11 protein-coding genes are annotated in these 12774 nt (G+C 64.1%); 1 reads left to right on the plus strand and 10 read right to left on the minus strand.

Annotated features, from left to right (window positions below):
* Positions 1–2 precede the first annotated feature (2 nt).
* The 10 genes from HNO82_RS20105 to HNO82_RS20150 form a co-directional block, all read right to left on the minus strand.
* On the minus strand, positions 3–458 hold the full coding sequence (locus tag HNO82_RS20105) for a MaoC family dehydratase (RefSeq protein ID WP_175344892.1): 456 nt from the start codon (positions 456–458) through the stop codon (positions 3–5).
* Positions 459–541: 83 nt separating this feature from the next.
* Positions 542–964 carry a hypothetical protein gene (locus tag HNO82_RS20110; protein WP_175344882.1) on the minus strand — a complete coding sequence of 141 codons (423 nt, stop codon included), beginning with the start codon at positions 962–964 and terminating at the stop codon, positions 542–544.
* A complete protein-coding gene (gene fliD, locus HNO82_RS20115; protein ID WP_175344893.1) occupies positions 964–2985 on the minus strand; it encodes a flagellar filament capping protein FliD in 2022 nt (673 codons plus the stop codon). The genes HNO82_RS20110 and fliD overlap by 1 nt, the downstream gene beginning before the upstream one ends.
* Positions 2986–3293: 308 nt before the next feature.
* Positions 3294–3788: an Lrp/AsnC family transcriptional regulator gene (locus tag HNO82_RS20120; RefSeq protein ID WP_081486017.1), complete on the minus strand. Its 495-nt coding sequence runs from the start codon at positions 3786–3788 to the stop codon at positions 3294–3296.
* Positions 3789–3931: 143 nt separating this feature from the next.
* Positions 3932–5308 carry an aspartate aminotransferase family protein gene (locus HNO82_RS20125; protein WP_175344894.1) on the minus strand — a complete coding sequence of 459 codons (1377 nt, stop codon included), beginning with the start codon at positions 5306–5308 and terminating at the stop codon, positions 3932–3934.
* A gap of 179 nt (positions 5309–5487) precedes the next feature.
* Positions 5488–6390 (minus strand): GNAT family N-acetyltransferase, encoded by a 903-nt coding sequence (locus HNO82_RS20130; RefSeq protein WP_175344895.1) that lies wholly within the window; start codon positions 6388–6390, stop codon positions 5488–5490.
* A 49-nt stretch (positions 6391–6439) separates the two neighbouring features.
* Entirely contained in the window at positions 6440–7936 is a 1497-nt protein-coding gene (locus HNO82_RS20135) for an NAD-dependent succinate-semialdehyde dehydrogenase (RefSeq protein ID WP_175344896.1), read from the minus strand.
* A 66-nt stretch (positions 7937–8002) separates the two neighbouring features.
* Positions 8003–9295 carry an NAD(P)/FAD-dependent oxidoreductase gene (locus HNO82_RS20140; protein ID WP_008326275.1) on the minus strand — a complete coding sequence of 431 codons (1293 nt, stop codon included), beginning with the start codon at positions 9293–9295 and terminating at the stop codon, positions 8003–8005.
* Between the two features lie 198 nt (positions 9296–9493).
* Positions 9494–10420, minus strand: a complete 927-nt coding sequence (locus HNO82_RS20145; RefSeq protein WP_175344897.1) for a 2-hydroxyacid dehydrogenase — start codon at positions 10418–10420, stop codon at positions 9494–9496.
* Between the two features lie 20 nt (positions 10421–10440).
* Complete coding sequence (locus HNO82_RS20150; RefSeq protein ID WP_008326282.1) at positions 10441–11328, minus strand: GNAT family N-acetyltransferase; 888 nt, start codon at positions 11326–11328, stop codon at positions 10441–10443.
* Between the two features lie 631 nt (positions 11329–11959).
* Between HNO82_RS20150 and HNO82_RS20155 the strand changes: the two genes are divergently transcribed.
* A complete protein-coding gene (locus HNO82_RS20155; protein WP_008326284.1) occupies positions 11960–12628 on the plus strand; it encodes a haloacid dehalogenase type II in 669 nt (222 codons plus the stop codon).
* The last annotated feature ends 146 nt before the right edge of the window (positions 12629–12774 follow it).

Below are 12774 nucleotides of genomic sequence, written 5' to 3' on the forward strand. Positions count from 1 at the left end.
GTTCAGCCCGGGCTGCGGCGCGGTACCAGCAGGTTGCCGGTCATGATGAGCACGGCTTCGTCGTGCTGGTTGTAGGTGGTCACACGATGGTTGAGGAAACCCTGCTGCGGCTTGGATTGCGAGGTCTTGATGCCGAGCACTTCCGCTTCAAGACGCAGCACATCGCCCGGACGTGTCGGACGCGGCCAGCGGAATTCATCGAAGCCGGCACCGATGATGCCGCCCTGGATGTGCAGGGTATCGACCAGCAGGCGCATGGTCAGCGCGGCAGTATGCCAGCCGCTGGCGGCCAGGCCGCGGAAGAAAGTCTGCTGCGCCGCCGCTTCGTCGAGGTGAAAGGGTTGGGGATCGTATTGTTGGGCGAACTGCTTGATCTCTTCGGCGCTCACGGTGAGCGTGCCCGGCGAGCGCAATACCTGGCCGGGTTGGAAGTCATCGAGGTAGTTGAGGGTGGTCACTGTGTCTCCATTCCTGGTTTGCACGCTGCAAGGTGCTTGTTGTCGTCATGAGGTAGACAACCAGTATAACGATACCGCGCCATCTATGGACGGGCGGCCAGCCAGGTGGTGATTTGCTGGTGCTGGTGCATCCGGCAGAAGGTCTGTGGTGAACGCCACGCGATCAGTTGGCCGATCAATCGATACTCGGCCTCCAGCGCACGATGGAATATCGGTTCGTGATGGGCGATGCGGTTACGCAATTGCCGGTTCGTTTCCAGTGCATCATGGATGGCCTTGCGATGTTGTGCCACTGAGCGGTGCGCATCGAGATGCGGGAAGACGCGTCGCAGGTGAGGGTTCCATAGCCTTCCATCATGCCGTGCCGCGAACATGCGTTGCCAGAATCCATTGGGCTTCGGATGAAGCGGAGCAACTTGGGATTTCTTCGATGCAGCGGCGACGCGCTCCCTGCAAACGGGTGTCACCGCTTCCCCGGCCACGCCATCTGGCGCGACCCTGTTCATCACGACGACTTGGACAACTTCGCCAGCTGCTGCGTCAGATAGCTTTGCCGCGACTGCATGGTCGCCAGCGTGAGATTGAGCCGGTTGAACTGGTTGGTGTAGTTGTCCTTCAGGTTCTGCAGTCGTGTATTGGCGGCGCTCTGCTGGTCGGTCACGATCTTGAGGCTGTCCTGCAGCCCGCGGGTCTTGGCGGCCAGCGTGCCGCTGTCGCCGAGGATGCTGTCCATCACCTTCTGCAGCTTGGGTACCACGCCGCCGGCGCCGCTGAAGAGATTGCTGACCGCCTCGAAATCCTTGTTGCCCGCCGCCGTCAGCTTGCTGGCCTCCAGCGCCAGCGTGCCATCCTTCTGGAACGAGATCCCCACCTGCGAGAGATTCATGCGACCGTCCGCGCCCAGCGCACCCAGCATGGTGCTGCGGATCTGCGCCATCATGCTCAGTACCGAGGACTCGGCTGCCAGCGGGGAGCCGGTACTGGCCTGGCCCTTGGTGGTGGACGGGGTCTGCCTGGTGAGGTTGGCGACCGCCTTGGCCAGCGTATTGTAGGCGCTCACGAAACTGTTGGCCGCCGTGGTCAGACCGCTGGTGTCGTTGGTGACGGACAGCGAAAAGTCGTCGGCCGGGGTGGTGAGCTTGGTCAGATTGAGCGTCACCCCCGAAATCGCATTGCTGACCTTGTTGGTGGTGCTGGTCACGGCCACGCCATCGATGGTCAGCCGGGCATCCTGCGCCTTGGCCAACTGCCCCATGCTGCTGCCGGCCAGGTCGGCGTAGTCATTGCTGCCGACCAGCTTGATGGGCGCATTGCCGGCCGGGGTCAGCACCAGATGGTCCTTGCTGCCGTCATTGCTGATGCTGGCGGTGACCCCGGTGCCGGCATCGTTGATGGCCTTCATCACGTCGTTCAGTCCGATCGCGCCGCTGTTGTCGAGATCGCTCGGGGTGATGGTGAAGGACGTGCTGCCCACCTGCAGCGTCAGGCTGCCCGTGCCATAGGTCTGGTTGGTCGCCACGCCGGTGGTGGTGACGGTGCCGCTCGGGTCGAAGTTGAACACCGCGAAATTGCCCGTGCCGCTCACCCGCAGGCTGTTGGCCGCACCGCTGTCCTTGGCGGTCAGCACCAGGTGGTCGTTGCTGCCGTCGCTGACGATGGCCGCATTCACGCCCGCCTCGCTGGCATTGATGGCGTCGCGCACGCCGGCCAAGGTGTTGGACTTGGGCTGGATCAGGGTGGTCGAGCCGTTGCCGGTCTTGATGGCCAGCACGCCATTGTCGAAGGTCGTGCCCGGTGCGATGCCGGCCGAACTGACCTTGACCGCCTGCGCCAGCTGGTTCACGCCGATGCTGTACTTGCCGGCGGCGGCCTTGGTGGCGTCGCGCGGGGCCTGGATCTGGGTGACCGAGCCCGCGACCGCCGGGTCGTAGTTCAGCCCCGCCAGCGAGTTGTTGGCCGTGAGCTTGATGGTGTTGGCCGTGCCGCCGGTATTGGCTTCCAGCACCAGATGGGCGCCGCTGCCATCGGTCACGATGGAGGCCGACACGCCCGCCTTGGCGGCGTTGATGGCGTCACGCACCCCGGCCAGCGTGGCATTGGCCTGCAAGGTGATGAAGCGGGGCGAGCCGGTGCCGACCTTGATGGCGATGGAGTCGCCGGCATTGAAGGTGGTGCCGCTGGCATAGCCGCCGGATTTGAGCTTCTGCGCCAGGACCTTGGTCGAATCGTCGCTGTTGGCCTCGGCCGTGAACGGATCGGTGGTCAGGTTGCTGCCGGCGCCGGCGTTGGAGACGGTAGTCTTCTGGGCGCTGAAGCTGGCGGCCGTCATGAGCTTCAACGCACTCTGGTAGCTCGATAGCGCATTCTTGAGCGAACCATAGGCGGAGATGAGCGTATTGAACCCGCTTTCCTTGGCCTTCAGTGGTGTGAGTCTGGATTTGCTCTCCACCGCAATGAGCTGATTGACCAGCGTCGCGACGTCAAGCGGACCGGCCGATGTCGATACCGTCCCCGTGGAAGTTGCCATGTTGACCCCTGAATAACGATGATTTTCTAGTAATTTGAGAAACTGACGGTCCGTCAGCACACCCGAAGGTTAACGGCGCATCTTTACAAAAGTAAAGGGCAGTTTGCTGACCGATGGTGGGGATTTCCGGGGGTTTTTGTGGAGATTGGATGGAGATGCTGCAAGCGGGCCGTTGCGGCCTGTCGTGATGGCGGCTCAGGCAGCCGCCAGGGGCAGGCGCGCGGGGACGGCGCTTGCGGGGCGAAATGAAGGAACTTGCGCAGAAGGGGCCGCGCGGCCCGCCAACGGGCGATGGCCCGCCAGCGGACTCAGGTCTGGATGAACTTTTCCAGCGGGTAGTGGTGCTTGATGAACGGCGACTTGATGACGATGTAGCTGAAATACTTCTCGATGCGCAGGTTCTGTTCCAGCAGCGACTCGATCACGCTCTGGTAGTGCACCACGCTGCGGGTCATGAACTTGAGCAGGTAGTCATAGCCACCGCTGACCAGATGGCATTCGATGATCTCATCGACATTGCGGATGGTGGCTTCGAACTTGGCGAAGTCTTCGCGGCGATGGTCCGACAGCGTCACTTCGGTGAAGACGATCTGGACGTCGGCCAGCTTTTCCAGGCGGATATAGGCGCCATAGCCGCTGATGTAGCCAGCCTTCTCCAGGCGCTTGACGCGGATCAGGCAGGGGCTGGGGGAGAGGCCGACGGCGTCGGCCAGGATTACATTGGTAATGCGGCTATTTTGCTGCAGGTGACACAAAATCCTCAGATCGATCCGGTCCAGTTTCAACGCGCCGTTAGTCATCATGTTGCCTCGGGTTATTCGACTCAGCCTGCCGGTCTTGCGCGCGTGTGTCACGCAGCGAAGTCCGGCAGGATGTAGCAGGGCATTTTAACCCCTCCCGCCGTGATTTCCCCATCGGACAGGAGGCGATACTCGCATTGGCCGCTTCAGCGCACGGCCTGGCGAACCTCGGCTTGGGCCAGCACTTCATCGAGGATGGCCCGCAGACGCGCAAACATCAGCGCAAAATCGTCTTCGGTATAGCACAGCGCCGGTGCGAAGCCGAGGATGTTGTCGCCAAAGGCGCGGAACACCAGCCCGTGCCGATAGGCCACCTGGAAGATGCGATCATGCAGCTTCAGTTCCGGCGCGAAGCGCGCCTTGGTCGTCTTGTCGGCCACCAGTTCCAGCGCACCCAGCAGGCCCCGGCTGCGGGCATCGCCCACCAGCGGATGATCCAGCAGCGCGCGCAGGCCACCGGCAAACACCGGTTCCAGACGGCGGCCGTTTTCCAGCAGGCCGCCTTCCTCATACAGCCGCAGGACCTCCAGCGCCACCGCCGCACTGACCGGATGGGCCGAGTAGGTCTGGCCATGGCCGACCACGGTGCTCATCGGCGCGCCATCGGCAATACCGTTGTAGATGCGGTCCGACATCATCACCGCACCCATGGGCGCGTAACCCGCGGTCAGGCCCTTGGCCATGGTCATCAGGTCGGGCTGCACGTCCTCATCCAGGCAGGCGAACATCGGACCGGTGCGCCCGAAACCGGTAATGACTTCGTCCACCACGAACAGAATGTCCAGTGCATTGCAGGCCAGCTGCATGGCCTTCAACCAACCCTTGGGCGGCACCACCACGCCACCCGAGCCCTGGATCGGTTCGCAGAAGAAGGCGGCGACATTGTCCGCGCCCAGTTCGGCGACCTTGTCGCGCAACGATTGCACCGAGGCCGCGATGATCGCTTCGTCACCCTGCAGCTCGCTGCGGTAGGGATAAGGCGAGGGCAGGTAATGCTGGGTCGGCAGCGGCAGGTTGAAATTGAAATGGAAATTGGGCAGCGCCGTCAGGCCCGCCCCCACGGAAGACGAGCCGTGATAACCGCGTTGCAGCGAGATGAAATGCTTCTTGCCCGGCTTGCCGATGGAATTGTGATAGTGCGTAATGTAGCGAATGGCCGCATCTACCGCGTCCGAGCCGCCCAGCGTGAAGTAGACGTGCTTCAACGATGCCGGGCTGATGTCCACCAGCTTCTTGGCCAGCAGGATGGCCGGTTCCGAGGCGAAGTGGAAATAGCCGGTGGCATACGGCAGGCGCTGCATCTGCTCGGTGGCCGCGCGGATCACGCTCTGCTGACCATACCCGGTATTGACGCACCACAGGCCCGAGAAGGCATCCAGCAACTGCTTGTCCTGGTGGTCGGTCAGGTAGGCACCCTGGCCGGACTTGAGGATGATGGGGCCCAGCTCTTCATGTTCGCGGAAGCTGGCAACAGGGTGGATCAGGTGGCTGCGGTCAAGCGCGGCCAGGGCGGAAGTTTGCATAGAGATGGACTCGCTGAAGATGCGTTGAACAAGGCCGTGCAGGCAAACGGCACAACCGGCATGTGTTCTATCCTATGCCCCTGGCCTCGCAGCCGATGCGCAAGATGCGGGCCTGAAAAAGCATCTTCATGGGTTTTGCGCGCTGCTGCGGCATTTTCTGCGGCAGCAGCACGACCACCTCAGCCTAGCGCCTGATTGACGATGGAAAACAGCTGCATGCCCGCATCGCGCGCCGGCGCTTCACCCTTGCACATGCGCGTGACGTGGTCCACGCAGGTCAGGCCCAGCTTGTCGAACCAGGCCGGCAGGCCGCTCGATTCGAATACGTCGATGCGGATGAACGAATCCGAATAGGTATTGATCCAGTGCGCGATCAATCCCTTGGCACGTTCCGCGTCCGGCGCCACCACCGGCCCGATCACGCGCCCGTGGCCGAAGCGGCGCACCAGCGCAAAGCCCAGCATCTCGCCATCACGGTCCAGTGCCACACCTTCCGACATCTCCAGCAGTGCCAGCAGCAGCTTGCTGCGATCCATGCCGGTGGCTTGGGCATCCAGTTCCAGCAGGCGATGCACGTCATTCTTGCCCATCGGCCGCACGCGCTCGCCCGGTGGCAGTGAGACCAGCACCGGTTGCGCCGAGGATCCCTGGAACTGGTGCAGCACATCCTGCTGCACGAAACCCAGTTGCTTGTAGAGCGGCATGCCGGCAGCCGTGGCATTGACGATGAGGCTGCGGCCATTGACCTGGCTGGCGGCGTGCTGCATGAGCCGCCGTCCCAGGCCGCGCCGCTGCAACTCGGTCTGCACCAGCAACATGCCAATGACTGCGTGGTGCTCGCCATAGGTGGTGCAGACCACGCTGCCCACCGTGCGCAGCGGGGCATCCGATGCCGTATTTTCGAGCAGGTAGCCTTGCCCCATCTGCAGCAGGAAATTCCAGTCTTCCAGCCGGTGCGGCCACTTGAAGCGCAGCGACAGCCGGTGGCAGTGGCCCAGGTCATCTGCGGCCATGGGCCGCAAGAGCAGATCGGGCAAGGGCGCGCGGACGGTCTCGGGATCGTGGGTGGACAGCGCGGGCATGGGGACTCCTGTTGGTTTCAGTGGGAGGGGCGGCAGTGCAAAGCCTGCCTCAGAGCTGGCCCTGGCAAACGTATTTGGTATGCAGGTAATCATCCAGGCCATGTACCGAACCTTCACGGCCATAACCGGATTCCTTCACACCGCCGAAGGGCGCGGCTTCCGCCGCCAGCGCACCTTCGTTGACGCCCACGATACCGCTTTCCAGGGCATCGGTGACGCGATGGATGCGGCGCACATCGGTCGAGTAAAAATAGGCCGCCAGGCCAAAGGGCGTGGCATTGGCGGCGAGGATCACTTCCTCTTCGGTGGCGAAGCGGGTGATTGGCGCCACCGGTCCGAAGGTCTCTTCGCAGCTGCACTGCATCGCGCCGGTGACGTTGGCCAGCACGGTAGGCGCGTAGTAGTTGTCGCTTTCAAAGCCGGGACCCTGCAGGCGCTTGCCCCCGGTGATCACGCGCGCACCCCGTTCGATGGCATCGCGCACGTGCTGGTCGATCTTGGCGATGGCGCGGGCATTGATCATGGGGCCGATCTGCGAGGCAGCATCGGTGGCCGGACCGACCTTGAGCGCTGCGACCCGCGCGCCCAGCTTGGCCACGAAGGCTTCATAGACCTTGTCCTGCACGTAGATGCGATTGGGGCTCACGCAGGTCTGGCCGCCATTGCGGAACTTGGCGGCCATCACGCCATCGATGGCGGCATCCACATCGGCATCGTCAAAGACGATGAAGGGCGCGTTGCCCCCCAGTTCCAGCGAGAGTTTCTTGAGCGTATCGGCCGAATGACGCGCCAGGTGCTTGCCCACGGCGGTCGATCCGGTGAAGCTGATCTTGCGCACGCGCCCGTCGGCCAGCCACACGTCGACCACTTCCGGGGTGCGTTCGCGCGAGGCGGTGACGATGTTGATGACGCCAGCCGGCACGCCTGCTTCCAGCGCCAGGCGGATCAGCGCCAGCGAGGTCAGCGGCGTATCCTCGGCCGGCTTGCAGACCACCGTGCAGCCCGCAGCCAGGGCCGGGGCGATCTTGCGGGCGATCATCGCCGCCGGGAAATTCCAAGGCGTGATGGCCGCCACCACACCGACCGGTTCCTTCAGCGCCATCATGCGACGACCACTGACCGGTGCCGGGATGATGTCGCCATTGGCGCGCGTGGCTTCCTCGCCGAACCATTCCACATAGCTGGCGGCATAGGCCACTTCACCCTTGGCTTCGGCCAGCGGCTTGCCCTGCTCGCGCGAGATCAGGCGACCAAGGTCTTCCTGGTGCGCCAGCAGCAGGTCGTTCCAGCGCTTGATGATGGTGGCGCGCTGCTTGGCCGGCGTGGCACGCCAGGCCGGGAAGGCGGCGACGGCGGCATCGACGGCGGCGCGGGCATCGGCAGCACTGCCGTCAGGGACGGTGGCGAACACCTGGCCGGTGGCCGGGTCGGTCACCTCCAGCACACGGCCATCGGCCGCAGCGCGCCACTCGGCGCCGATCAGTTGGGTGCCGGGCATCAGGTCCTGGCGTTGCAGAGTCAGAGTCAGAGAGGTCATGGTGAGCATTCAGCAAAAGTTAATGCAGCTATCAACGAGCATTCAATAAAAGTTAATGCAGCCGGCGGCGCGTCATCACGCCAACTTGTCCTTGATCTGGTAATACAGGCCGATCACCGGCAGGAACCAGGGCGGGCCGAAGTGACCAGGGATGGCCGGCCACTCGCGTTCACGCCAGGGGTTGGCCAGCGTGTCGCCGGCCAGCACCCGCGCCATGCACTGGCCCATGTGTACCGACATCTGGGTGCCATGGCCGCTGTAGCCCATGGAGTAATACAGGCCATCGCGTTCACCGGCTTGCGGCAGGCGGTCGCGGGTCATGTCGACCAGCCCGCCCCAGCAGTAGTCCAGGCGCACCTGGCCCAGTTGCGGGAAGGTCTGGTGCAGGCCCTGACGCAGGATCTCGCCGCTGGCCGCATCGGATTGCGGGCTGGAAATCGCAAAGCGCGCCCGGCCACCGAAGACCAGGCGGGTATCGGGCGTCATGCGGAAATAGTGGTGGATGTTGGCCACCGTGGTGTAGGTACGTTGCTTGGCCAGCAGGGCCGCAGCGCGTTCGGCACCCAGCGGTTCGGTCACCACGATGAAGCTGCCGACGGGCACGATGCGCCGGCGCAGCCAGCCGAAGCTGCCATAGGCACCGTGACGGCTGGCACCGGTGGCCAGCAGCACCTGCTTGGCGATGACGGTGCCGCGCGCGGTATGGACGCGATGCGCGTGCGTGTCACCGATGCGTTCCAGTCGCCGCACTTCGGTGCCGGTATGGATGGCCGCGCCATGGCGCTCTGCCGCCGTGGCCAGGCCGTAGGCGAAGCGGCCCATGTGCATCTGGCCGCTGCGTTTGTAGAGCAGTCCGCCATGGAAGCGCTCGCTCTGCACCTCGGCCTGCACGCGGGCCGCATCGAGGATTTCCACGTCACTGTCCACGCCATCGGCGATGAGGCGGTCGGCGCTGCGTTGCAGGGCCTCCATCTGATAGGGTTTGGTGGCCATCTTGAGCTTGCCGTGGCGCAGGAAATCGCAGGCTATCTGTTCTTCCTCCACCAGCCGCGCCACCGTATCGACCGCGTCGTCATAGGCGTGATACCAGGCCCGCGCGCGCTCCACGCCGACCTTGGCCGCGACCTCCGCATAGTCCACCGCCAGGCCGTTGTTGACGTGGCCGCCGTTGCGCCCCGAGGCTTCGGCGGCCACGTGCGGGCCGGCTTCCAGCACGACTACCGAGGCGCCGCGTTTTGCCAGTGCCAGAGCGGCCGACAAGCCGGTGAAGCCGCCGCCGACGATGGCCACGTCGACCTGCCTGGGCAGCTCGCGCGTGGGGGAGATGAACAGCGGTGCAGAATCGGTCCAGTAGGATTCCAGCTTCATGGTCGGGGCTTCAGGGTCAGGAAGTGAATGGGGGCAGGGAAGGGGCGCTGACGCACTTCGCCATGCCATCAAGGATAGAACGCATTGGCCAGAGAGGTGACGCGAACTGCCCGCGGCCTGCGGCATGGCGTGCCGTTGTGTCAGGGGCGTTCGGCATTTTGTTTGCCATGCGGCATCTCCGGTCGGGGGCAGTTGGACTCAGTAACCGCGCCGGCGGTCGATCAGGCCCAACAGGGGCAGGCCCGCGCGATGGCGGCGCAGGTTCTCCAGCACCGCATCGACGGCGCCATCGGGCTGGGTCATGCTGGCGATGTGGGGCGTGAGCACGATGTCGGGATGCGTCCAGAACGGGTGGCCCTGCGGCAAGGGTTCGGTCTCGCACACGTCCAGTACGGCGGCGCTCAACTGGCCGTCATTCAAGGCGGCCAGCAGATCGTCTTCCACCAGATGGCCGCCGCGTCCGACGTTGACCAGGGCGGCTCCGCGCGGCAATTGCGCAAACAGCGCGCCATTGAGCAGGCCGCGCGTGTCCTCGGTCAGCGGCACCAGACACACCAGCACATCGGTGCGGGCCAGGAAGTCGCGCAGGCCATCGCTGCCGCTGTAGCAATCGATGCCGTCCATCTGGTGCGCCGAACGGCTCCATCCTGCGCAGGGAAAGCCCAGCCCGTGCAACTGCTGCAGCGCTGCGCGACCCAGCATGCCCAGTCCCAGCACGCCCACGCGGCAGGCCGAGGCCGGGCGCACGCGATGGGCGCGCCATACCTGGTCGCGCTGCTGGCGCGCGTAAATGCGGCTGTCGCGATGCAGGCCCAGCACGGCGTGCGTCACGTACTGCACCATGCCGGCGGCAATGCCGGGCTCGGTCATGCGCACCACGGGCAGCTCCGGCGGCAGGGTGGACATGTCGAACTGGTCGATGCCGGCCCCCACCGAGAACAGGATTTCCAGGTTGGGAAAGCGTTGCGCGATATCGTCCGGCGGCGTCCATGCGGCCAGATAGCGCACGCTGGCGCCATCGCCTTCATGTGGCCAGATCTGGAAGGGCAGTTCGGGTGCCTTCTCGGCAAACAGTTGCGCCCATTCGGCGCCGCGTACCGGATCGGCCTTGTAGAGAAAAGTCATGGTGGTCTTGTCGGGGCCGTTCAGCCCAGTGCCTGGTTGATCATGGAATAGGTGCGCCACTGTGTCGCAGGTGCGGGCGGGGTGCCACGGCACATGCTGACCACGTTGTCCACGCAGGTCAGGCCGATCTCCTCCAGCCAGGGCTTGAGTCCGGTACGACCCGGCACGTCGATGCGCAGATAGGCGCCCGGACAGGCGTTGACCCAATGGGCGATGAGTGTCTTGGCATCCTCCACATTGCTGGCGATGACCGGACCGATCACGCGGCCACGACCGAACTCGCGCAGATAGGCCACGCCCTTGACCTGGCCCGCCTGTTCCAGCACGGCCACTTCCGAGCTTGCCAGCAGCGGCTCCAGCAGGGCGCTGCGGTCCATGCCGCTGGCCTGACGATCCAGCGCCAGCAGGAGCGGCAATTCCTCCTTGCGCAGCGCACGGATGCGGGCATCCGGCGCCAGCACCGGGGTGGCCCGTGCGGTGGTGCTCTGGTGCTGGCTCAGGGTATCGGTGACGACAAAGCCCAGCTTTTCATAGAGCGGGCGTCCGGCCTCGGTGGCATTGAGGATGACATTGCGCGCCCCGGCGTCCTGCAGCAGGCGCTGCATCATGGCACGGCCCAGGCCCCGGCCTTGCAGGGCATCGGTGATGATGACCAGACCCAGCGAGGCGTAGTCCTCACCCAGCGGACAGAGCATGCCGCTGCCGGCCACGCTGCGCGTGCCATCGGGCTGTTCCAGTTCGACTGCCCAACTGCTGCTGACCTGATGATGGAACTGCCAGTCGGCCAGTCGATGCGGCCAGTACAGGTGCAGACTCATGGCGTGGCAACTGGGCAGGTCCTCCGGGCGCATGGGACGCAGGGTGGTCTGGATGGCCTCACTGGCCGGGAGTGTGCTTTCGGTGGTCATGCAGCGTGTCCTTGTCGATACGGTGGCGAGGCGGATGAAGTCCGGGGTAGATCGACCCTGCTCCGCCAAATCATATAAATGGTTTCTGTCTTCCAGCCTTCTTGCGTTGCCGAGCCTGTCCGCAGGCCGGGCCCGCAACGCTACCCCAGCGATGATGCACCCGGTGCGGCACAGAGCGGCGGTCTTCGGACCCGCCAATTCGCAATCTTATGGCGATCTGCCCCCTCTTCTCGGCACAAAATTGGGCGCCATCGGCAGTAGCATGGTGCAGCCCCGCAGGCTCTGCCCAGGCAGTGCAGCGAGGCGTGCAGGCCGGTGCCGATGATGAACGGCCTGTACGAATGCAGCCCCGGAGACGGACCGGCGGGCGGACACGATTCGCACCAGCTTGGTGAAAATGCCCCAAAGCGGCGCACCCGACTCGCATTGCTGCACTGCTCGGCAAGCTATGCTGATTGGACCGCCGAAAACACATATTTCTGTTTCGCGGCCCGGTCAAAAAGGAATAAACCGCAGGTTTCGCTATGTTGTAATCCTTCTCATGCACTGACCCGCAATCCCGCAAGCAAGCAGCATCCAGCGCAGGGCCGACAGGTGATGCGCCCCCCCATTTTTGACAGGACGATTTTTCATGAGCATTTTCAAGCCCAAGTTCATTACCTTCGATTGCTACGGCACCCTGACCCGTTTCCAGATGTCGGAAACCGCCCAGAAGATCTATGCCGACCGTGTCTCGGCCGAAGACATGCCGTTCTTCCTGCGCCAGTTCGCGGCGTACCGCCTGGATGAAGTTCTGGACCAGTGGAAGCCCTACGAACAGGTCTGCAAGAACGCCATCACCCGCACCTGTGAACGTTGGGGCATCAAGACCAATGACGAGGAAACCGGTGCCTTCTACAAGGCCGTGCCGACCTGGGGTCCGCACGCCGACGTACCGGCGGGCCTCTCCAAGGTGGCCAAGGAATTCCCGCTGGTGATCTTCTCCAATGCCGACGACAGCCAGATCATGCACAACGTCGAGCAACTGGGCGCACCCTTCCACAAGGTCTTCACCGCCCAGCAGGCCCAAGCCTACAAGCCGCGCCTGCGCGCCTTCGAGTACATGCTGGACAACCTGAACTGCAATCCGGAAGACGTGCTGCACGTTTCTTCCAGCCTGCGCTACGACCTCATGCCGGCTTCCGACATGGGCATCAAGAACAAGGTCTTCGTGGCCCGTGGTCATGAGCCCTCGACCCCGCACTACGGCTACACCGAGATCAAGGATATCTCCGGCCTGCCGGGCGTACTCGGTCTGTAAGACAGGGGACGGCGGGAGCGCAAGGCTCCCGCGCAGTTCTCGCATTTCCCCGGCGTGCTCCCGCCCTGGTATCAATGTTGCGAGGAGTGTGGCGGGACCAACAGGCGGTCTGCTCTCCGGAGGGATCTGCAAAACGCAGACGGCAA

Source organism: Herbaspirillum sp. C9C3 (assembly GCF_013359625.1).
Lineage (GTDB): Bacteria > Pseudomonadota > Gammaproteobacteria > Burkholderiales > Burkholderiaceae_D > Herbaspirillum.

Excerpts from the sequence above, each read along its gene's own strand:
- HNO82_RS20155 (WP_008326284.1), top strand. The coding sequence starts at position 11,960 with ATGAGCATTTTCAAGCCCAAGTTCATTACCTTCGATTGCTACGGCACC.
- HNO82_RS20140 (WP_008326275.1), bottom strand. The coding sequence starts at position 9,295 with ATGAAGCTGGAATCCTACTGGACCGATTCTGCACCGCTGTTCATCTCC.
- HNO82_RS20120 (WP_081486017.1), bottom strand. The coding sequence starts at position 3,788 with ATGATGACTAACGGCGCGTTGAAACTGGACCGGATCGATCTGAGGATT.
- HNO82_RS20130 (WP_175344895.1), bottom strand. The coding sequence starts at position 6,390 with ATGCCCGCGCTGTCCACCCACGATCCCGAGACCGTCCGCGCGCCCTTG.
- HNO82_RS20135 (WP_175344896.1), bottom strand. The coding sequence starts at position 7,936 with ATGCTCACCATGACCTCTCTGACTCTGACTCTGCAACGCCAGGACCTG.
- fliD (WP_175344893.1), bottom strand. The coding sequence starts at position 2,985 with ATGGCAACTTCCACGGGGACGGTATCGACATCGGCCGGTCCGCTTGAC.
- HNO82_RS20150 (WP_008326282.1), bottom strand. The coding sequence starts at position 11,328 with ATGACCACCGAAAGCACACTCCCGGCCAGTGAGGCCATCCAGACCACC.
- HNO82_RS20125 (WP_175344894.1), bottom strand. The coding sequence starts at position 5,308 with ATGCAAACTTCCGCCCTGGCCGCGCTTGACCGCAGCCACCTGATCCAC.
- HNO82_RS20145 (WP_175344897.1), bottom strand. The coding sequence starts at position 10,420 with ATGACTTTTCTCTACAAGGCCGATCCGGTACGCGGCGCCGAATGGGCG.
- HNO82_RS20110 (WP_175344882.1), bottom strand. The coding sequence starts at position 964 with ATGAACAGGGTCGCGCCAGATGGCGTGGCCGGGGAAGCGGTGACACCC.